The organism is Bellilinea caldifistulae, assembly GCF_001306055.1.
Taxonomy (GTDB): Bacteria; Chloroflexota; Anaerolineae; order Anaerolineales; family Anaerolineaceae; genus Bellilinea; species Bellilinea caldifistulae.
In genome coordinates this window covers 98,001-117,969 of the sequence record NZ_LGHJ01000020.1, presented here as the reverse complement: position 1 = coordinate 117,969, position 19,969 = coordinate 98,001, and the positions used below count along the sequence as shown (strand labels likewise).

Annotated in this window: 21 protein-coding genes; 7 read left to right on the top strand and 14 right to left on the bottom strand. The window is 50.8% G+C overall.

The window, feature by feature from the left end; genetic code table 11:
- From AC812_RS17305 to AC812_RS15025, 11 genes are all read right to left on the bottom strand, one after another.
- Positions 1–120 (bottom strand): GTP-binding protein (locus AC812_RS17305; RefSeq protein WP_248842573.1); only part of this gene is annotated, 120 nt, incomplete at its 3' end.
- A 52-nt stretch (positions 121–172) separates the two neighbouring features.
- Entirely contained in the window at positions 173–2,245 is a 2,073-nt protein-coding gene (gene fusA / locus AC812_RS15070) for an elongation factor G (RefSeq protein ID WP_061915233.1), read from the bottom strand.
- Positions 2,246–2,285: 40 nt separating this feature from the next.
- Positions 2,286–2,753, bottom strand: coding sequence for a 30S ribosomal protein S7 (gene rpsG / locus AC812_RS15065; protein ID WP_061915231.1), 468 nt, complete (start codon positions 2,751–2,753; stop codon positions 2,286–2,288).
- A gap of 27 nt (positions 2,754–2,780) precedes the next feature.
- Positions 2,781–3,200: a 30S ribosomal protein S12 gene (rpsL, locus tag AC812_RS15060; protein ID WP_061915228.1), complete on the bottom strand. Its 420-nt coding sequence runs from the start codon at positions 3,198–3,200 to the stop codon at positions 2,781–2,783.
- Between the two features lie 192 nt (positions 3,201–3,392).
- Positions 3,393–7,313, bottom strand: a complete 3,921-nt coding sequence (gene rpoB / locus AC812_RS15055; RefSeq protein ID WP_061915225.1) for a DNA-directed RNA polymerase subunit beta — start codon at positions 7,311–7,313, stop codon at positions 3,393–3,395.
- Between the two features lie 154 nt (positions 7,314–7,467).
- Entirely contained in the window at positions 7,468–8,082 is a 615-nt protein-coding gene (locus AC812_RS15050) for a metallophosphoesterase family protein (protein WP_061915223.1), read from the bottom strand.
- Positions 8,082–8,717: an HAD family hydrolase gene (locus tag AC812_RS15045; protein WP_061915220.1), complete on the bottom strand. Its 636-nt coding sequence runs from the start codon at positions 8,715–8,717 to the stop codon at positions 8,082–8,084. Before AC812_RS15045 ends, AC812_RS15050 begins: the two co-directional genes overlap by 1 nt.
- Before the next feature lie 89 nt (positions 8,718–8,806).
- Complete coding sequence (locus AC812_RS15040) at positions 8,807–9,811, bottom strand: GNAT family N-acetyltransferase (RefSeq protein WP_061915218.1); 1,005 nt, start codon at positions 9,809–9,811, stop codon at positions 8,807–8,809.
- Positions 9,812–9,814: 3 nt separating this feature from the next.
- Positions 9,815–10,381 carry a GNAT family N-acetyltransferase gene (locus tag AC812_RS15035; protein WP_061915214.1) on the bottom strand — a complete coding sequence of 189 codons (567 nt, stop codon included), beginning with the start codon at positions 10,379–10,381 and terminating at the stop codon, positions 9,815–9,817.
- On the bottom strand, positions 10,378–10,962 hold the full coding sequence (locus tag AC812_RS15030; protein ID WP_061915211.1) for a GNAT family N-acetyltransferase: 585 nt from the start codon (positions 10,960–10,962) through the stop codon (positions 10,378–10,380). The genes AC812_RS15035 and AC812_RS15030 overlap by 4 nt, the downstream gene beginning before the upstream one ends.
- A gap of 19 nt (positions 10,963–10,981) precedes the next feature.
- Positions 10,982–11,563: a hypothetical protein gene (locus AC812_RS15025; RefSeq protein WP_061915207.1), complete on the bottom strand. Its 582-nt coding sequence runs from the start codon at positions 11,561–11,563 to the stop codon at positions 10,982–10,984.
- Positions 11,564–11,970: 407 nt separating this feature from the next.
- Between AC812_RS15025 and AC812_RS15020 the strand changes: the two genes are divergently transcribed.
- Both AC812_RS15020 and AC812_RS15015 read left to right on the top strand, forming a co-directional pair.
- Positions 11,971–12,828 carry a DegV family protein gene (locus AC812_RS15020; protein WP_061915204.1) on the top strand — a complete coding sequence of 286 codons (858 nt, stop codon included), beginning with the start codon at positions 11,971–11,973 and terminating at the stop codon, positions 12,826–12,828.
- Positions 12,829–12,854: 26 nt separating this feature from the next.
- Positions 12,855–13,229: a lipopolysaccharide assembly protein LapA domain-containing protein gene (locus tag AC812_RS15015; protein WP_061915200.1), complete on the top strand. Its 375-nt coding sequence runs from the start codon at positions 12,855–12,857 to the stop codon at positions 13,227–13,229.
- A 3-nt stretch (positions 13,230–13,232) separates the two neighbouring features.
- Here AC812_RS15015 and AC812_RS15010 read toward each other — a convergent pair whose 3' ends face one another.
- A complete protein-coding gene (locus AC812_RS15010; protein ID WP_061915195.1) occupies positions 13,233–13,646 on the bottom strand; it encodes a PPOX class F420-dependent oxidoreductase in 414 nt (137 codons plus the stop codon).
- A gap of 315 nt (positions 13,647–13,961) precedes the next feature.
- Between AC812_RS15010 and AC812_RS15005 the strand changes: the two genes are divergently transcribed.
- From AC812_RS15005 to AC812_RS14985, 5 genes are read left to right on the top strand one after another with little or no spacing between them, the layout of a single operon-like run.
- Entirely contained in the window at positions 13,962–14,708 is a 747-nt protein-coding gene (locus AC812_RS15005; RefSeq protein WP_061915192.1) for a PocR ligand-binding domain-containing protein, read from the top strand.
- Positions 14,709–14,726: 18 nt separating this feature from the next.
- Complete coding sequence (gene sqr, locus AC812_RS15000) at positions 14,727–15,959, top strand: type III sulfide quinone reductase, selenoprotein subtype (protein ID WP_061915189.1); 1,233 nt, start codon at positions 14,727–14,729, stop codon at positions 15,957–15,959.
- 8 nt (positions 15,960–15,967) lie between these two features.
- Positions 15,968–16,672, top strand: a complete 705-nt coding sequence (locus AC812_RS14995; RefSeq protein ID WP_061915186.1) for a helical membrane plugin domain-containing protein — start codon at positions 15,968–15,970, stop codon at positions 16,670–16,672.
- A 58-nt stretch (positions 16,673–16,730) separates the two neighbouring features.
- Positions 16,731–17,048, top strand: a complete 318-nt coding sequence (locus tag AC812_RS14990) for a TusE/DsrC/DsvC family sulfur relay protein (protein ID WP_061915183.1) — start codon at positions 16,731–16,733, stop codon at positions 17,046–17,048.
- A gap of 43 nt (positions 17,049–17,091) precedes the next feature.
- Complete coding sequence (locus AC812_RS14985) at positions 17,092–17,589, top strand: DsrE/DsrF/DrsH-like family protein (protein ID WP_061915180.1); 498 nt, start codon at positions 17,092–17,094, stop codon at positions 17,587–17,589.
- 73 nt (positions 17,590–17,662) lie between these two features.
- Here the strand turns inward: AC812_RS14985 and ppcA are convergent, their stop codons facing one another.
- Positions 17,663–19,123 carry a phosphoenolpyruvate carboxylase gene (gene ppcA / locus AC812_RS14980; protein ID WP_082149011.1) on the bottom strand — a complete coding sequence of 487 codons (1,461 nt, stop codon included), beginning with the start codon at positions 19,121–19,123 and terminating at the stop codon, positions 17,663–17,665.
- Positions 19,124–19,202: 79 nt separating this feature from the next.
- On the bottom strand, positions 19,203–19,928 hold the full coding sequence (locus AC812_RS14975; RefSeq protein WP_211261493.1) for an SGNH/GDSL hydrolase family protein: 726 nt from the start codon (positions 19,926–19,928) through the stop codon (positions 19,203–19,205).
- Positions 19,929–19,969: the final 41 nt, after the last annotated feature.

Genomic DNA, 19,969 nt, shown 5'->3' with positions numbered 1-19,969 from the left:
CCCTAACAGACTGCACCACTTGGTGATTGCCGCGGTCAACGTCGTTTTCCCATGGTCAATGTGCCCCATGGTGCCTACGTTCAAATGCGGTTTCGTTCGCTCAAATTTTTGCTTCGCCATGTTTTTTTATCTCTCCTCGCAAAAAGTCCTGATGGTGATTCAGTGAATGATATTAGATGATGATTTTTTGTTTGACCGATTCGGGAACAGGGGCGTAATGGTGGAACTCCATCGAATAAACACCCCTACCCTGCGTTGCCGAGCGTAGCTCGGTTGTATACCCAAACATTTCTGCCAGAGGCACCAGCGCGCGTATGGCCTGGGCATTGCCCGGGCGAATATCCATCCCCTGGATTTCCGCCCGACGGGAATTCAATTGAGCCAGTACATCACCCAAATATTCTTCCGGTAAGACAACCTCCACTTTCATGATCGGCTCCAAAAGTACCGGCGCTCCGCGCTGCATACCTTCTTTGAAGGCGAAAATCGCAGCCATTTTGAACGCCATTTCACTGGAGTCGACCTCGTGATATGAACCATCCGTCAGGGTGACCTGAATATCCGTCACGGGATACCCCGCCAGCACCCCCGACTCGGCTGCTTCCATTACCCCTTTTTCCACCGCTGGAATGTATTCTTTAGGAATGACGCCACCCACAATTCGATCCACAAAACGAATGCCGTTTCCGCGTTCGAGAGGTTCAAGAGTCAACACCACATGACCGTATTGACCACGCCCACCGGTTTGTTTCACATACTTGTAGTTGACGCCAACCACCGGACGGGTGATCGTTTCGCGGTAGGAAACCCGCGGACGGCCAACATTGGCCTGCACCCGAAACTCGCGCATCATGCGATCCACGATAATGTCCAGATGAAGTTCACCCATACCGGCAATAATGGTCTGCCCGGTATTTTCATCCGTGCGGACTTTAAAAGTGGGGTCTTCTTCTGCCAGCCGGCGCAGGGCTTCTGCCATGCGGTCTTGATCGGCTGTGGTCTTGGGCTCTACAGCCACAAAAATAACCGGTTCGGGGAATGTAATGCTTTCCAACAAAATCGGATGCTTGGGGTCACAAAGGGTATCACCGGTGAAAGTATCTTTGAAACCCAAAACCGCCCCAATATCCCCGGCGTACACTTCGGTGATATCCTCGCGCCGATCGGCGTACATGCGTACCATGCGCCCAATTCGTTCTTTACGATTTTTGGAAGAATTGAGCACGGTCTCTCCCTGTACTACTTTACCGGAATATACGCGGAAGTACGCCAGCCGCCCCACATAGGGGTCAGAAACGATCTTAAAGACCAGCGCGCTCATCGGCGCGTCATCGTCGGCCGGGCGTTCAATCACCCGGTCGTGATTTTCCGGATCCACCCCTTTCACGGGCGGAATATCCCGCGGCGAAGGTAGATAATCAATGATCGCATCCAGAATTGGCTGAACACCCTTATTACGAAGGGACGAACCGCAAAAAACAGGTGTTGCTTTGTTGGCGATGACCGCTCTTCGCAGCACCTGTTTCAACTCTTCGACCGAAATTTCTTCCCCTTCGAGGAACTTGATGATTAATTCATCCTCGAATTCGGCAATCTTTTCAACCATGATGGCACGCATTTCCTGCGCCTGCGCCAGCAGATGATCGGGAATCTTACCGTATTTTGGCTCACGCCCCAGTTCATCTTCCCACGTGATGGCTTGCATGGTCAACAAGTCCACCACTCCCTCAAATGCCGACTCTTCGCCAATCGGAATTTGCATGGCAATTGGGTTTGCCCCCAGGCGCTGACGGATCGATTCGATTGTGCGCTCAAAGGAAGCCCCCACACGGTCCATCTTGTTGACGAAGCAAATCCGCGGGACATGGTAACGGTCTGCCTGACGCCAGACGGTTTCGCTTTGCGGTTCAACCCCTTGAACCGCATCGAAAATCACCACTCCCCCATCCAAAACCCGCAGCGAACGCTGAACCTCTGCCGTAAAGTCAATGTGACCGGGCGTATCAATGACATTAATCTGATAGCCCTTCCACTCCGCCGTTACCGCAGCCGAGACAATGGTAATACCGCGCTCCCGTTCCTGCGCCATCCAATCGGTAACGGTTGTGCCTTCATCCACCGAGCCAATTCGATATGTCTTGCCGGTGTAAAAGAGGATCCGCTCCGTTGTGGTGGTTTTACCCGCATCAATGTGAGCGATGATCCCGATATTGCGGCACTTTTCTAACGGAAAATTACGCGGCATGAGTCTCTTCCTGCACTAAGCCAATCTGCCAAAACACCGGCTATACCCGATAGTGGGAGAAAGCCCGGTTGGCCTCGGCCATCTTATGAGTTTCCTCACGTTTACGCACCGCATTACCCTGATTATTGGCAGCGTCAATCAATTCGGCCGCAATTTTCTCCGCGAAGGATTTGCCGGAGCGCGCACGGGCAGCATCCGCAATCCAGCGCATGGCAAGCGCCAGACGACGCTCGCCGGGCACTTCCATCGGCACCTGATAGGTGGCACCACCCACCCGACGCGGGCGCACTTCCATAATCGGGCCGACATTTTTCAGCGCCAATTCAAAAACTTCCAAAGGGTTTCGGCCGGTCTTTTCCTTGACCATATCCATCGCATCATAAACAATGGATACCGCCAGGCTTTTCTTTCCGCGGCGCAGAATGTGATGAATGAACTTTTGCAGATCTACGCTGTTATAGCGTACATCAGGTGGAACTTCTCGTTTTTCCGGTTTCGTTCGACGCATGAAACTTTCTCCATCCTCAGGTCAGGCTTATTTCTTGGCTTTCTTGGCACCGTACTTCGAGCGACCCTGAGCCCGTTTGGCAACCCCGGTCGCATCCAGCGTACCGCGCACAATGTGATAGCGGACACCCGGCAAGTCCTTCACACGACCGCCGCGCACCAGCACCACCGAGTGCTCTTGCAACTGGTGACCTTCGCCCGGAATGTAGGCAGTCACCTCAATCATGTTGGTCAGACGAACACGGGCAATCTTGCGCAGCGCCGAGTTCGGCTTCTTGGGGGTCATGGTACGCACCGAGGTACACACGCCCCGCTTCTGCGGGGCACCCTTTTCCTGACGGGTGCGGCGCTGCTTCATCGAGTTATAGGTGTATTGCAGCGCAGGAGCCTTGCTCTTGACCTTCTTGGTTTGACGACCTTTGCGGATCAGTTGGTTAATTGTTGGCACGTTCTTTTGCCTCCAGAAGATTAGTCCTGCGGCGATTGCTCGCCTTGATTGATTGTGTGTTTTTTTCAACAATGGAGGCGATCACATCAAGAGATCGCCTCACTGATTCCCGTTCGTCCGTTAGAACTGCGTTTTCGGACAGTAAAGGCACGGAGATGGATTATATCACGGTGGGTATTCTCCGTCAACCTTTCACATCAGTTCATCCAGTTCCTCTCCTAATGTCAGTAAGCCGGTTTCCAGTTTGGGCGGGCGCACGCGTTCTTCATCCTTCCCAAATCGGATGACCTCGCCGGAATCCATTACGGCTTCCACTGCCAGACCCAGACTTTGCAATTCCTTGACCAGCACCCGGAACGAGGCCGGCAGGCTGGGTTCTTCGATCGGCTCATTTTTGACAATTGCCTCGTAGGTTGCCACACGCCCCTGTACATCATCCGATTTTACGGTCAACATTTCCTGGAGAGTATAGGCCGCCCCATAGGCTTCCAATGCCCACACTTCCATCTCGCCAAAGCGCTGACCGCCAAACTGGGCTTTACCGCCCAATGGCTGCTGAGTGACCAGCGAATACGGGCCGGTTGAGCGGGCATGGACTTTGTCTTCCACGAGATGGTGCAGCTTGAGCATGGTCATCACTCCCACGGTAACCGGTTGATCATAGGGTAAACCAGTTTTGCCATCCCTTAAAATCACTTTGCCAATTACCGGTATAGGATTACCGCTTTCCAGCATATAAGCTTCTGCCCGCTGACGCACCTCTTGATCATCCGCAGCGGCATCCACTTCCACACCATTCTCATGCAGCCACAGCCGCAAACACACCGTCACAGCTCGCTGGTCCTTGGCTTGCATTTGCGGGTCGCGGGTTACATTTTCCTCATAAACCAGCACTTCCTTTGGATCGTAACCATGCTCTTGCAGCCAGACCTCCATCCACGACCAGCGCGCATAATTTTCGTCGTAGGAAAGTTTTTCGATGTCATAACCGTGGCGGGAAAGTTCTTGTTCGAGGAAGAGCAAGCGGACTTCGTTATCATCCCGGATGCTTTCCGGATCATAAGTCTGCTCTTTCAACCACCGCCATGCGCGTTCGCCAGCTTCCTTCCAGGCCTGATCAATGATCCACGCCCGCGCAAGTTCGGCTTCAATTTCTTTCTCATTGGCGCCATCGAAGACGGGCGTAATTGCCCGAAAGCCCAGGCGCTGCGCCGCCCAGCCCAGGTGAGTTTCCAACACCTGACCGATATTCATACGGCCGGGTACACCCAGCGGATTGAGGATAATATCAACCGGTGTGCCATCTTCCAGGAACGGCATATTCTCAACCGGCACAACCCGCGAAACCACGCCTTTGTTCCCGTGGCGGCCGGCCATTTTATCCCCCGCGGTGATCTTTCGGCGCTGCGCGACCGATACACGCACCATCATATCCACACCCGCAGATAAATCGCTGTTTTCTTCGCGGGTAAACACCTTGACATCCACTACCTTGCCGCGTTCGCCATGCGGCATCCGCAGAGAAGTATCCTTAACATCCCGCGATTTCTCGCCAAAGATCGCCCGCAACAAGCGCTCCTCGGGTGTCAGTTCTTTTTCACCTTTGGGTGTGATTTTGCCGACCAGAATATCATTCGGGCCGACTTCTGCACCGATACGGATGATGCCGTGTTCATCAAGGTCTTTGATGGCATCCTCGCCCACATTCGGAATGTCACGGGTGATCTCTTCTGGACCCAATTTCGTGTCGCGCGCTTCGACCTCGTACTTTTCAATGTGAACGGAGGTGAACCGGTCATCCTGCACCAGTTTTTCCGAGATCAAAATCGCATCTTCAAAATTGCCACCTTCCCAGGAAAGAAATGCCACCACCACATTTTGTCCCAACGCCAGATTACCGTTCACGGTTGACGAGGAATCGGCCAGCACATCACCTTTCCGCACGCGCTGACCCTTGACCACTGCCGGGCGTTGATCAATACAGGTAGATTGATTGGAACGCTGATATTTGCGCAGGTTATAGGTGCGCAACCCCGACTCACTGCGTACTACAATTTGGCGGCCGGTAACCGAAACCACATCCCCATCTTCCTCTGCAATTAACACCTGCCCTGAATCCAGAGCGGCATACGCTTCCATGCCAGTCGAAATGATCGGGATGTCCGGTTGAACCAGCGGCACAGCCTGCGCCTGCATGTTTGAACCCATCAAAGCGCGGTTGGCATCATCGTGTTCAAGGAAGGGGATTAAGGATGCACTGATACCCACCACCTGATGAGGGGCTACGTCCATGTAATTGACCGCCTCCGGCGAGGACATCCGGAAATCCGAGTGGTGCCGGCACATGATGCGGGTCTCTACAAACTCATTGTATTCGTTGAGCGGGGTGTTTGCCTGAGCAATGACGAATTTATCCTCCGCATCTGCTGAAAGATACTCGACCTCTTCGGAGACAAACGGAACCACAAAAATGGTCGAACGGTTCAATTTTTGAATCACCGGCAGTAAATCAGGGGTAACCCGTTCACCCTGTCGTAAAATCACTTCACCCGTTTCCGGATCGGCAAGGTTTTCTGCCAGCGCCCGGCCAACCAGTTGGGGATCGTTGGATGAGAGCGCTTTAACTACCCGTCGGTAGGGAGTCTCAATAAAGCCGTATTCATTCACCCGTGCATAACTGGCCAAACGCCCAATCAAGCCAATGTTTGGGCCTTCCGGCGTTTCAATCGGGCAGATACGCCCATAGTGCGAGTGATGCACATCGCGCACATCAAAACCGGCCCGTTCGCGCCGCAGACCACCCGGTCCTAACGCCGAAAGGGTGCGTTTGTGACGCAACTCAGCCAGCGGGTTTGTTTGATCCATAAACTGCGAAAGCTGGCTGGAACCGAAAAATTCCCGCAAGGCCGCCACGACCGGACGAATATTGACCAAACTCACCGGTGAGGTCTGATCCTGATCGCGGATGGACATGCGTTCCTTGATCACCCGCTCCATTCGGCGCAAGCCAACCCGTAATTTGTTCTGGATCAATTCACCAACCGTTTTTACGCGGCGGTTGCCAAGGTGATCAATATCATCCTTGTCTTCTTTTTCGTTGTTGATCATGATCATCCGCCGCACCAGATAGACCACATCCCAGGCTGTGACCGTGCGGTGGCTCATCGGAATCTTATCCATCAGGTCCAGTTTCTGGTTGAGTTTGTACCGCCCAACCTTCTCCAAATCGTAATGGCGCTGGTCGAATAACTGCTCTTCCAGGAATTCACGCGCATTTTCAAGGGTGGCCGGGTCGCCGGGGCGCATCCGCTTGAAGAATTCAATCAGTGCGGCTTCACCAATGGTCAATCCTCCGCTTAAGTCCCATGGCGGCTCCTGCCGGATGGTGGAGGTAATAAACAGCCGATCCGGGTTATTATCCACGTCCTGAAAGAGAGCAATCAATTCCTCGTCCGACCCGGTTTTAATCGGCGAGTTGCCCAATCCATCCGAAACCGCCGCCAGAGCGCGCAGGAAGATGGTGATCGGAACCGTGCGCTTCCGGTTGAATTTGAGAATCAAGTAGTCATTTTTACGAGTCTCAAACTCCATCCATGCGCCCCGGTCAGGAATCAACTTGGCCATTGCCAGGCGGTGACCGGTAGCCCGATCAACCGGCGCTTCAAAATAGACACCCGGCGAACGAATCAGTTGTGAAACGACCACCCGTTCTGTGCCGTTAATAATAAAGGTGCCCTTTTCCGTCATTTCCGGAAAATCGCCGAGGAAAATATCCTGTTTGATTGGCTCCGGCACGTCCGGTCCAGCCAGCAGAACCGATACATACAACGGGCTGGCGTAGGTCAAATCGCGCTCGACGCATTCCTCGATCGAATGCTTGGGCTCACCGAACCAGAATTTCAAACCCCATTGCTCCGCTTCGGGGGAGCGGCTTGGGAAATACAACTTCATCCCCTTGTTGTACGATTCAATTGGTGAAATCTCGTGGAATAAATCCGCCAATCCCTCCGACTTCAGGCGCTTGAAAGACTCGATCTGCACCTCAATTAAGTTAGGAAGGTCATAAACAACCGGAATTCGAGCGTAAGATTTGGTTTTGAGAACAGAAGGCATTTTTTTCTCCTGACAGAAATTACGGACAGGATATCACCGTTTGCATGATACCAAACAATGTTTCCAGACCCTTTTAAGGCATTCTATCTTAATACGCAAATTGTTATTATACCACGAAAATTCAAATGTTAATAAATTTGCGAAAAACTCAATCTTAAAATTTCTTCCAACCCCGGCCATTCATCTTCATTTTCGGCAAGTTCACAATCCGGGCAGCGACCTTTCCATCATCAATTTGCAAGAATCCAATCGAAGGGTGAGCATCTTTTCCAATTCCAAAAGCCGCCGATCCGGGGTTGAGAAATAAACGGCCATGCTTTTCCAGTACCAGCGCACGGTGGGTATGCCCAAAAATGATGACCTGTTCATTCTCCAACTGGCGTTCGATCAACGCCAAATACCGTTCTGGACGATAACCATCCAGCAAATACCAGATTTTATCCACCAGATAATCCCCCAACCTGCCCTGACCGTGAGTTAGCAAAATGCGGATACCTCCCATTAGTAAACTGCGCGACCATGGTAAGGTCTTTCTAAATGCCCAATCGCGGTTGCCCCGCACGGCAAAAACCGGTGCAATCTGCTCCAATTGTCTCACTACCACCGGACTGGAAATATCCCCGGCGTGAATGATGGCATCTACTTTTTGTGAGCGTAAGACATCTTCCAGATCAGGATGCAGCCCGTCAATTCGGTCTGGCACATGAGTATCGGCAATCACCCCGATGGTCATTTTGGAATATTTCTCGAAGGAAATATCCGGCTGCATCACCTGTAAACCTGACCCGTTTGATGATTTAACAAGTCCCGCACCTCCTTTAGAGCTTGCTGCGGGTCGCGAAAGTGAACGGCTTGCATTCCCAATTTCGAAGCCGCCTCGATGTTGGGTGGAAAGTCGTCCACAAATACAGATTCCTCAGGTTTTGCTCCCAACCGCTCAAGAATCAAACGATAAAAACGTTCGTCGGGTTTACGCAGTTTCACTTCCGCTGAAAACAAACTCACATCGAATGCATCCAGAAAACCAAATCTGGACTGAACGGCATTGCGGGCTTCATCCCAGGCATTGCTCAACAAACCGGTTTTGTAGGAAGGACGCAAGTTCCGCAACCATTCCACCAACTGGTAATCTACCCGATCGCCTGACCAGAACGCCTCTCGAAAGGCCAATCTTTCCTCTTCTCGCACCCCCAGTTGATCGAGGACAATTCTCCAGTGTTCCGCTTCGCTGATTTCGCCCACTTCGGCCAGTCTGGAAGAAGGACTCATGAAAACCGCCTCTTCCAGCGCCCGGCGAGTCATTCCCAGGCTATGTGCCAGCCTTTCCCGCGGAGAAGGATCTTCGGTTCGTAAAATCACCCCGCCCATATCAAAAATTACAGCTCGAATCACGGCTTCAACCATCCTCACTTCCTTCAACCGCAGGAGTATACCACGAAAGTTTTTGTCTGGCGGTGCGGCGGTAAAAACTCACCGCCAGACATTGTTAAAACTCAACCGCGATTGAATAAAGGCCGGCCGGAGCGCAGTTCCTTCTCGTAAGTGTGGTACTCTTCTTCAACCCGCATGCCCGCCTGTTCATAGAGGCGAAGCGCACCGGTCAGGTTGGCGCTGTCCACTCCCAGACCGGCGGAGGTCAAACCCAACGCATAAAAAGTGTTGAATGATGTCAGCAGCAGAGCCAATCCCAATCCGCGTTTCCGCCACGGACGACGTACCCCCAGAATATTCACCCACCCCTGCCGGGCATCCTCAACTGTTCCCGTGGAATTAAAACAAACTCCGGCCACTTCTTCACCATCCATCGCCAGAAGACTGTTTTTTAAATCTACAAAAGGATCATTTTGCAGAAAATAAGCCATTCGCTTGTAAAAGGACTCGAAATCCTCACCTTCCTGAACAAAGCCCCAGTGATCTTTGAACGAATCGTGGTCGGCAAAAATTCCCAGACGAAGGTCTTTTTCGTCTTGGATCGGCCGAATTTGGATCCCCGCAGGTAAAAGCGGTTTGCGCGGCGGCTGATCGAAATCTATGCGCATTCGATAAAACGTACGAATGTGGTGGTAGCCCAGCCGTTCGTACAAGCGTTTGGCTCGCTCATTCCGCGCCATGACGCTGCTGTGAATGACCACCTGCGCATCGGTCGGAGCAAGCGGGAGACTTTGCTGAGCGCGTTGTTCAAGCCACTGCACAATCATCGTTCCAATGCCTTTACCCCAATCCTGCGGGTGGACTGCGCCAAAGCCAAACAACCTCACATGCGGTTGACCACGATCCCAAAACTCCGCATATCCAACCAGTCGCTCTTCATCATCCAGAAATAAACGGACATCCGTTTCGGGATTGAACCCCGGTGAATTTAATTCCGCCTGCAATTCTTCTTCGGTTGTCATAGGCTTACCATTGATGGCTGCCTGGGCTGCATTCAACAAATTGACTACCTCGCGAAGATAACCCTGGTCAAATGGTCGAATTTGAAGTGCAATTTTCTCACGCATTTCTTACTCCTTTTCGCTCGTTGATTTTTGAAGTTCTTCCCAGTCCGAACGTAAAACGCCCATGAAAATTAAATCCCAGCGTTTGCCGCCTTTCAGCAATGCTGCCGGCAGACGCCCTTCTTCCTTAAATCCACATTTTTTGTAGGAAGCATAACCGCGTTGGTTGAAATCAAAAACGTTCAGACTCACCCGTTGCAAATTGAGGATCGTGAAAGCATAGCGCAGCAGCACCTTCATGGCATCTGTGCCATAACCCTTGCCCCAAAATTCGCGTTCGCCGATGCCGATCCCAACCCATGCATTTCTGCTGACCCAATCAATACCGTTCAGGTCAATTAACCCGATCTTACGGTCATCTTCCAACCGTTGAATCATATAAAAATGCATCGAGTCAATATCTTTTTCCAGAAATTCTTTCACCTGCTTTGAGTTATAGCGGGATGCACTCTCTGAATTCAGCAGCCGTTGAAATTCACTGTCTCGATCCCATTCAGAAATCAACCGGGGATCTTCCTCAACATCCATCGCGACCAGTCGAACCAGTTTACCCATTAACAAGTCTCCGCTCATTGCCCTTGTTCCTCCGAATAGTTGGTTTGCCAGTCTGATTGAGACATTCCAACGATGATCCGATCCCAGTACTGGTTTTGAAAGTAGACCATTTGGCGCTGGCGCACACACACCCGCATTCCCAAGCTTTGAAGGGTCTGCAACACTTGCGGCTGAAATTCACCGGTGCTGCTGGCAACCAGTGCCATATCCAGTTCATCAAAAGCGTAGCGCAACCCCATTTTGACCGCCTCTGGCAAGTAAGCCGCCTCGATTGACTCCTCTCCAATCAGAACCTTCATCCACGCCATCCGGTTCGACCACGACACCCACGGCAATTCCACAACGCCGATAAACCTTTTCTGTTCACGTAACCGGATAGCAAAAAGAAAAGAATCGCGGCTTTCCGCACAGCGTTTTAACTGCTCTTCCCGTTTCTTTTTCACCTGAAATTCGGACAGAGGATGCGCTTCGGTGTAGAGCATAGACCCCCATGTATAATGCCAGCGGCGAGTAAAGAAGGCTTCGTATGCTGCATCCTTATCCGGGTCGTACGGGTCCAACAACAACGATTGTGACTCAAATAATTGTGTTTTGAACATTTGAATTCTCCGAAGGAATTTATTCCAAAATCCAAACCGATTGCGCATCAACCACCCGAAACTCCCGCAAAGAGGTTTTTGCGCGTTCGATCAACCAAACCTTCTCCACATCGGCGATCAGGATTTCGCAAGCGGAAAGTTTTTCAAGATGCTTTTGCCAGTCTCGCAACAGGGGGTTGAAATCTTCAACCTTTTTTTCACAAACGATCAGCAAACGGTGGAAAACTCCCGCCAGCCCATCCCTTAACAACTGCTCAAGCGCCGGCCGTTTTTGAACATCCGATTGAGCAATATCCACATACACACCGACCAAATTCGAAAGCTGCCCCATTTGGCGAATCGCCATCAAACCGCTTTGCAGGCAGCGCTTTGCAGTACGGCTGTATGGCTGACCAACCGGCAAGTCGCCTGAGACATACATTGCCAGAGAAGGAGGTGTTCCGAACCTTTCGCTATTCAAATAATCCACACGGTAAGATCCATTGCGCATAAATACTTCAAACACGGTTGACTCCATTGGTTGTTGAAAATCATTCTTTCCACTTGATAAAGGTTTCCCTTTGGACAGATTCGGCTCGGAGTGATGATTTTTCTTCAACATGACAACACCTCCTGATAACACTACGAAAAAAAAGCCACGGGGTTTTCTTTTCCCGTGGCTGGAATGAACCGGATTACTAAAGAAACAAACAGCCACGGGATCGGCGTGCTCCCGTGGCTGTCGGCGTTTTACAATTCGTTCAACTTACCGGGCAACAGGCGCACTCCGAGAAGGTACGTAAGCAACCCCACCACTGACGGCGAGCAGGTTGCTAAGAGTATGAACAGTGCAGATTTCTACCATCTCGTGTGCACCCTTTCTGTAAAATACTTACTCGCAAATCCTATCATAGCGTCTCAGTATCTGTCAAGGTTTTAAGAAAGAATTAATCCTGGCGGTTTTCCAAATTGAATTATCTCAAGAGGCGTGCTACAATTTTTTCAATCCCCCGTTCGGAAAGGGAAAAGATGAGAAACGTCATTGTGATTACCGACAGCAGCGCCTATTTACCCCCTTTTCAAACCGATTCTTTGCCAGTGGAAGTCATCCCCCTTTATTTGACGTGGGAGGGAAAATCTTACGCGGATGGAATTGACCTGAATCCCGAAGATTTCTTCCGTCGGCTGGCCAGCTCATCGGAAATGCCGCGCACCTCACAAATTCCTTTACAGACCTTCTTGAATGTTTACCGCCGCTGGTTGGAAAAAGGGTACGATATCCTCAGTATTCACATCTCTGGGAAGGTTTCCGGAACCGTGGCCGCAGCCATTCAGGCAGCCCGCGAGCTGGCATCAGAAAAAATTCGGGTATTTGATTCCCTTACCGGGGCAGCGGCGATGGCCTTTCAGGTAGTCGAAGCCGCCCGCGCTGCGGCACAGGGTGCAACTCTGGCGGAATGCGAACGAATTGCCCGAAAAATTCGAGAGGCCAGTCATACCTATTTCATCCCCGGCACACTGGAATTTCTACACCGCGGCGGCCGCATCGGCGGGGCAGCGGCGTTAGTGGGTTCAGCCTTGAAAATTCACCCCATCCTCGAAACCCGCAATGGCGTCATTGAGTCCTGCGAAAAAGTCCGCACGATGAGCCGCGCCATGCAGCGAATGGTCGAATTGATGGAAAGAAAAGTGGGAAAATGTAGCCGTATCATCGCGGCCAGCCTTTACGCAGATATTCCCGAATTGGCCGAAACTTTACTCAATCTCGTTAAGGATCGGCTGGGAAATCGCCTTCAACAAACCTGGTATTCTACAATCAGCCCGGTTATCGGCGCTCACATTGGCCCCGGCGCGGTTGGGATGGCTTTTGCCTGTCACGAGGATTAGATTTTTACGCACAGGAGGTTTCGACGATGATCACACTGCTACTGATTCTGGCTTTAATCATTGCGGTAATTGCGGTCATCTTTGCACTTCAGAACACCGCTGCTGTCAGCGTAAGTTTTTTTGTCTGGCAGTTTAATCAATCACTGGCACTGGTTTTGCTGCTGGCAGCATTTGTCGGCGTGATCATTGGCCTGCTGACAATCCTGCCCGGTTCAATTCGAACTCGCTGGCAGCTGGCTGCCCGTAATAAAAAAATTGCTTCTCTTGAAAAAGAAATTGAGGAACTCAAAGAAAAGTTAACCAGCGCCGAACAGCGGTTGCAGGCTTTACAATCAACCCCGCCCGTTGGTCAGAGCGAGTCAACTCTCACCTCGACAAACTCAATCGAGCAATCTGAATAATCCCTAACCAGCGGTTTCTTTTTCCGGATTCAAAACGAATTCCAAAAAGCAGGGGGTTGCCTGCGAACGACCACCCCGAAAGCGGGACATTAAACCGATCAATTTGCGCTGAATGCCGTACTTTTTATCAAACAGGCGGTCAACCTGTTTGATTTTATCTGCATCCCTCAGGATTTTCCCGCGAGCGTCAATGAAGTCTCCCAGCGGATTTCCGCGAACGTCACTGGGAGCGATTAATGCCCGTCCATTAGCACGGATTCGTTTGGCTTTTCCGGATTGTTCTTGTGTATAAACATATAAGCGGTCATCCTGCCAGACAAACCAAACCGGCGTTGGAACAGCCTGACCATTTTTTCGAAAGGTGGTCAGAGTGATAAATTGCCCGGATTCGAGCCAATCCAGTTGACCTTCATTCATTATATCTCTCCCATAAAAATTTCTCGTCTTGCACAATTGTCTAATCCGATCCGCACAAGATCAGTCTTCTAACGCATTCACCTTTGAACCCGCTGATCTCAAAAAATTCATTGGGATAGATAATGTTGTAGACAGGGTTAATAATAACTTTCTCATCGGGTGAAATCAATTGCAAGAACCTCAAAAGATTAGACAGAATCGATTGTGAAGAAAAGAACGATATGACATTCGTCATGACATTCATCACTTTGCACAATTCTTTTAGCGGGCTATGATAAGGCTGATACAGGTTGTTATAACTTTTTATATCAAACTATGGAAGAATTACTTACTACCCGTCAGGTTCAGGAACTGCTCAAAGTTGACCGCATTACCATTTACCGCATGCTGCAAGATGGGCGGTTGAAAGGGGTCAAAATCGGTCAGCAATGGCGCTTCCCACGCAGCAACGTTGAAAAATTGCTCAGCAGTGGAAGCGGATCTTCCGTAGAAAGTGCAGCCGCAGCGGAATTAACCGCCGCTTTTCCAGCTCATTGCGTTCAACCTGTACAGGATCTCTTCGCCGAAGTAAGCGGCCTGAGTGCCATCATCCTGGATGTGGAAGGCGACCCCCAAACCGAAATCAGCAATCCCTGTGATTTTTGCCGCCTGCTCTGGAAAAGCGCCAGTGGACGGGCTGCCTGCCTGCAAAACTGGCGAGAATTCGCCCGTCAGGCAGCCGCGGGCGAAAATCTTCTCACCTGCCATGCCGGATTGAGTTATTGGGTTCATCCTGTGATGGAAAATTCCAAACGGATCGGCTGGTTTGTCACCGGAGGCTGTTTGAGGCATTCTTCCGAAACCGCCCAACAACGGCTTGAGGAGCTCTCCCAACAATACGACATCCCCTTTGACCTGCTTCAAGATGCCTTCGAAAAGATTCCGCGCATCCCTCCGGACATCCATAGCCGAGTGAATTCATGGCCGGCAATTGCTGCCCGAGCGGTCGAGGGCATCCTGCGCGAACGAACATCTTTCATCGAAAGATTACAGCAAATCGCTAATCTCACTCAAATTTCCTGATAAAAGGAGCAAGTTTCCATGAAAAAACTGGTCATCTTAGGTGCAGGTACGGCTGGAACAATTGTAGCCAATCGCTTCAAGCGAGTCATGGATCTGGATGAATGGCAAATCACGCTGGTTGACCCTGATCCAATCCACTACTATCAACCCGGTTTCCTGTTCATTCCTTTTGGAATGTACACCAGGAAAGATGTCATCAAGCCCAAACGGGATTACATCTCTGCCCCGCTCACACTCATCCAGTCCGCAGTCGAAGAGGTTGATCCTGTGCAACGGCTTGTCCGGCTTGCCAACAAACAATCCCTTTCTTACGATTATTTGATCATTGCCACCGGTACCGACATCCACCCTGAAGAAACCCCCGGCATGGCTGAACATGAATGGGGAAAATCCATTCATTCGTTCTACACGCTGGATACCAGCCTGAAACTAAACCAGATGCTTCACAATTGGGAAGGCGGGCGGTTGGTGGTCAATGTGGTTGAAAATCCGATTAAGTGCCCGGTCGCACCTCTGGAATTCATCATGCTGGCCGATTGGCACTTTCACAAACACGGCAAACGCGACCGCGTGGAAATCATTTACGCTACTCCCCTCCCAGGTGCATTTACAAAACCGGTTGCCTCCCGTCTCTTGGGTGAACTGTTGGAGCGCAAGAATATCCAGGTTGAGGCTGATTTTATGATCGAACGGGTTGAACCGGATGCTAAAAAAATCGTTTCCTACGATGAGCGCGAAATCGAATACGATTTGCTCGTGACCGTGCCCCTCAACAAGGGGGCTGAGTTTGTCGCCCGTTCCGGCCTGGGCAATGAATTGAACTACGTTCCCGTAGATCAATACACCCTGCGTTCCAAAGCCTATGATAATATCTTCGTTCTGGGGGATGCCTCCGACGCTCCGGCTTCGAAAGCCGGCGCCACCGCCCACTTTGCCATTGACCTGTTCACTGAAAACTTCCTGCGTTATGTGGAAGGCCATGAATTAAAGCCCTATTTTGACGGTCACGCCAACTGCTTCATCGAGACAGGCTTTGGTAAAGGTTTGATGATTGACTTCAACTACGAGCAGGAACCTTTACCGGGGCGCTACCCTCTGCCGGGAATTGGGCCATTGACTCTGCTGGAAGAGTCGGAATTCAACCATTGGGGCAAGCTGATGTTCCGCTGGATGTACTGGCATCTTTTGCTCAAAGGCATGGAAGTCCCCCTTCCCTCTGAAATGAGCATGAGTGGTAAGCGATTGGTATAGGAGGGATCATGACTCTTGAAACCGATCTCCTGGCTCTCAACCAAAAACTGGATGCGCTAACCGCACAGGTGGCTTACCTGACAGAACAGGCACGTCTGGCACAACAGGAAAGAGAATCACGCGCCGACCTCGTGGATACGGCCATGCCGATTGCCCGCGAGGCAATGGACATCGTCACCCGCGAACTCGAGGAAGTGCAGGAAGAAATCCGCATGGAGGACCTGCTGCGCCTGAGCAAGAAACTTCTCCGGCATGTACCTCAGCTGGAAATGCTGCTCGACCAACTGGATAGCCTGAGTGACCTGCTCGCCACGGTAGGTCCGATCAGTCGTGAGATGATCACCAAACTGACCGATTTGATGGATGAACTCGACCGAAAAGGGTATTTCGCCTTTGCGCGCGGCGGTGGCCGGCTGGTGGACAATGTGGTAACTTCCTTCACCGAGGAAGATGTCAATCGGCTGAGCGATAACATTGTCCTGATCTTGAATACGGTCAAAGATATGACCCAACCGGAAATCATGTCATTTGTGCGCAACACCTTATTGTTGGCGGAAGAAGAAGTGTCTCAACCGGTGGATACCTCCATGTGGAGCATACTGCGTCAGATGCAAGACCCGGCCGTGCGGCGCGGTCTGGCGCTAACCCTGCGGATTTTACGCGCCATTGGCGTGCAAAGTGTCAATGGACAACCCGTCCAATCCAGTTCATAAACCCTGAGCGTGAAGCTCATACTAAATCAATTCTAAAAAAAAACCGGAGGAAAAAATCATGGTTGCAAAAACAATTGCAGGAAAGACCGTTGAAGTCAACGAAGAAGGCTTCATGATCAATCCAAATGAATGGACTGAGGAAATTGCCGTCGAAATCGCCAAAGAAGAAGGCATCCCCGAGCTGACTGCTGAACACTGGAAGATTATCAACTTCTGCCGGCAGTCCGCAGGCGCAAGCGGCAAGGCACCTACCCTTCGACAGATTACAGTGGGTACGGGGGTTTCAACGAAGGAACTCTTCGCCCTGTTCCCCAAAGGACCTGCCAAGAAGGTCGCCCGGATTGCTGGACTGGGCAAACCCGAGGGCTGTGTATAAATCCGCACTCCAAATACTTAAAGTGGAATAAGGAGAAACTGCAATGTCTGACGAACGCAAGATAGCATTTATCTGCTCAAAAGGCACGCTAGATATGGCACTGCCTGCACTGGTGATGGGTTGGGCAGCCCTCGGGAATGGCATTGATGTCACCATTTTCTTCACTTTCTGGGGATTGGACATCATCAACAAACATCGCGTTGATCATCTGGAAATTGCCCCGGTAGCTAACACCAGCATGAAGATGAGCATGATGGGTATACCGGGTAATCTGGGCATTCCCAACATCGTTGGCATCCTGCCCGGAATGACCGCATTTGCCACTAAGTTAATGAAAGACAAAATGAAGGCTTTGGAAGTGCCACCGGTGCGCGAATACCTGCAAATGCTGGTAGATGCTGGCGCGAAATTGTATGCCTGCAAAATGTCGGTGGACATGATGGGTCTGACCAAAGACGATTTCGTCGAGGGGGTGATTGACATCGTTACAGCCGGCGACTTCATGGACATGACCGAAGGCGCTCAGATCGTCTTTATCTAACCCCAAAGAACCAAACCGCTAAAAGGCTTCCCCCCGAAATTGGTGGGGAAGCCTTTTTCTGCTACCAACAATCTCATCCTAAAAACTGGCGTAAATTTGCCGCCTGAAGGATCCATTCATCCAACCGGTGGAAGCGATTGTTCCGCACGGCTTCCACCACCCGACGGCTGATTTCCAGGTGATCCTGGTTAACTTCCACTGAAATCCCCAACCGGTCAATAGCCTGCCGTAACTCCTTCTTAAGGAATGGATTTTCCAGATCCGCAAAGCGTAAGGCAGCCTGCAGATCAGCATCAAGGTTGATGTAGGTTTGGCGCAGAAACGCCAGATCTTCGTTGCTCAAAGATTGCAGACCCAACAATTCCGGGGGCAGACCAATGGTGTACAACGCTGCCGTGAAGGAAATGGCGCGTGGCAACGAAACACCGTTGACATTGCGGGAATAACCGAACAAACCGATGTGTAATTTGCGTTTACGCCGGCGGGGCACATAAGCAGCAACATTGTTAATCACCCCGGCCAGTTCCATGATTGCTTCTCGATAGGCTTGAGTGTACTTCTCCATTATTTCAAAGCAACGCTTCTCATCCACTTCTTGAGCCGCCCTGCGCGGCAACTCATGCAGCCGGCGGATGGCCTGCCCTACTTGCAGGGCCGGATAATCATACTTGAACGCCGATTGAATCGTGAAAGTCTGCACCGAAGGGTATTCCTGCACCACCTGTTCGACGGTTGAAGGTTTAAGATGCCCGCGAAAAGGCGCAGAACCCACCCCCAGAATTGGATAGAGTGGCTTTCCCAGCCTCTTTTCCAATTTTTCAAGCCGCTTCAAGGCAATTTTATTGGCCAGTACCGTACTGACCAACCCGGAATTCATCGCCGGATCGGACCTGGCCAGGAACACCCGATGATATTCTAATGGCTTATCCCGCAGGTATTCTTCCATCACATCCGCCGCAGCCAGCATGTGTTCCACCGCCTCGAATAAAGGAATCACGTGAATACGTTGTGGGCGAAACTGTCCCAGCCATTCCCCAATGGTGAGATCCGTGCCGGGCAGCTTTGTGTTGTTGCGTCCTGCCACAAAGTGTTCGTAATAAACATAAATCCGGTTCAAATCCTCAGCCGAGATGGTCATTGGCAGGATAACTTCAAAAATCGGGGCGGGGTGTCCGGCCTGAAATATCTCAGCCGCATCGTAAGAACGCGGAATACTGCCGAGGGTTTCCAGCAGGATTTTTGCCTCACTGCGTTCAACCGCCGGGTTTGGGATGCGCGGCGTGATAAAAACGTCTCTGCCGATTAAGTTTTGCTGAAAATACGAGGTATAGGTAGTCAATAATTTTTTAATGACAAAATTATCAACTTCCTTGCCTTCGTAATCCCACATCTGCTCATCACAGCCGAGATGCGAAAAAACATAATAGGCTTCCTGCACTTCGTCTTCCCCTTGCAGCTCGGAATTATCCGAAAAGAAGGGAACTTGCACATTATCGGGATGTTGGGTACTCATACAGCGCGGGATCTTGACCATTTTCTTGCCTCTTTTTTTTAGATTGGTAAATCATACCCAACCCAACCCGCTAGGTCAAGTCGCAAAATTGCAAAATTTTTTATTTTTCATTCAAACAGGCTTTTGCTTCAGGGAGAGTCTTCTCTACCCACGCCTGAATCATGCTACGCGAAGGATGTAACCCGTCTGCTGCAACCCAATTTACCTCATCTCCAGCCCGACGAGAAATCGCTGTGATATCCACATATCTCACCCCCGCCAGTTCGGATTCCTCGCGGTTAATCCAATTGAAGCGGTCAATTTGGAGAGAAATCTGTCCTCGTTCGAATCCCATCCTTTGAGCAAATGGCGTAACTCCCCAATCGGGTATAGAGAGCACGATCACACAGGCTGGGTTGCTGCCGACATATTCAATGGAACGCTCCAGCAATTCTCCGAATTCACTTCGGTAGATTTCCAGAGAATATCCACGAAATTGATTATTGACCCCGATAAGCAGGGTAACCAGATCATACCTTCCCTCAGGTGGTTTTTCATCCATTGCGCGGATCAACTCATCGGTTGTCCATCCTGTGCGCGCAATCACCAATGGTTCTCCAAATGAATAACCCTCTTCCGCCAATTCATCCACCAGTTGATAAGGCAGTGAATCCCCCTTACTTATACCTTCCCCAACCGTATAGGAATCACCCAAAGCGAGGTACCTTAATTTGGATTGTTTTGTTTCAACCGACTCAAATTCTTGAAGATCCAAACGTGGAACACAAGCAGAAAAGAGCAATGCCAGGATGGATAGCAGGCCTATCCAATAACGGGTAAAATTCAAAAATGGATTTTAATCTCTGCTTATTCTTCAGCCAAAGACAT

Excerpts from the sequence above, each read along its gene's own strand:
- fusA (WP_061915233.1), bottom strand. The coding sequence starts at position 2,245 with ATGCCGCGTAATTTTCCGTTAGAAAAGTGCCGCAATATCGGGATCATC.
- AC812_RS14990 (WP_061915183.1), top strand. The coding sequence starts at position 16,731 with ATGGTTGCAAAAACAATTGCAGGAAAGACCGTTGAAGTCAACGAAGAA.
- ppcA (WP_082149011.1), bottom strand. The coding sequence starts at position 19,123 with ATGGTCAAGATCCCGCGCTGTATGAGTACCCAACATCCCGATAATGTG.
- AC812_RS15005 (WP_061915192.1), top strand. The coding sequence starts at position 13,962 with ATGGAAGAATTACTTACTACCCGTCAGGTTCAGGAACTGCTCAAAGTT.
- AC812_RS15045 (WP_061915220.1), bottom strand. The coding sequence starts at position 8,717 with ATGGTTGAAGCCGTGATTCGAGCTGTAATTTTTGATATGGGCGGGGTG.
- AC812_RS15025 (WP_061915207.1), bottom strand. The coding sequence starts at position 11,563 with ATGTTGAAGAAAAATCATCACTCCGAGCCGAATCTGTCCAAAGGGAAA.
- AC812_RS15035 (WP_061915214.1), bottom strand. The coding sequence starts at position 10,381 with ATGAGCGGAGACTTGTTAATGGGTAAACTGGTTCGACTGGTCGCGATG.
- AC812_RS15015 (WP_061915200.1), top strand. The coding sequence starts at position 12,855 with ATGATCACACTGCTACTGATTCTGGCTTTAATCATTGCGGTAATTGCG.
- rpoB (WP_061915225.1), bottom strand. The coding sequence starts at position 7,313 with ATGCCTTCTGTTCTCAAAACCAAATCTTACGCTCGAATTCCGGTTGTT.
- sqr (WP_061915189.1), top strand. The coding sequence starts at position 14,727 with ATGAAAAAACTGGTCATCTTAGGTGCAGGTACGGCTGGAACAATTGTA.
- AC812_RS15010 (WP_061915195.1), bottom strand. The coding sequence starts at position 13,646 with ATGAATGAAGGTCAACTGGATTGGCTCGAATCCGGGCAATTTATCACT.
- AC812_RS15030 (WP_061915211.1), bottom strand. The coding sequence starts at position 10,962 with ATGTTCAAAACACAATTATTTGAGTCACAATCGTTGTTGTTGGACCCG.
- AC812_RS14995 (WP_061915186.1), top strand. The coding sequence starts at position 15,968 with ATGACTCTTGAAACCGATCTCCTGGCTCTCAACCAAAAACTGGATGCG.
- AC812_RS15050 (WP_061915223.1), bottom strand. The coding sequence starts at position 8,082 with ATGCAGCCGGATATTTCCTTCGAGAAATATTCCAAAATGACCATCGGG.
- AC812_RS15040 (WP_061915218.1), bottom strand. The coding sequence starts at position 9,811 with ATGCGTGAGAAAATTGCACTTCAAATTCGACCATTTGACCAGGGTTAT.
- AC812_RS15020 (WP_061915204.1), top strand. The coding sequence starts at position 11,971 with ATGAGAAACGTCATTGTGATTACCGACAGCAGCGCCTATTTACCCCCT.
- rpsG (WP_061915231.1), bottom strand. The coding sequence starts at position 2,753 with ATGCGTCGAACGAAACCGGAAAAACGAGAAGTTCCACCTGATGTACGC.
- AC812_RS14985 (WP_061915180.1), top strand. The coding sequence starts at position 17,092 with ATGTCTGACGAACGCAAGATAGCATTTATCTGCTCAAAAGGCACGCTA.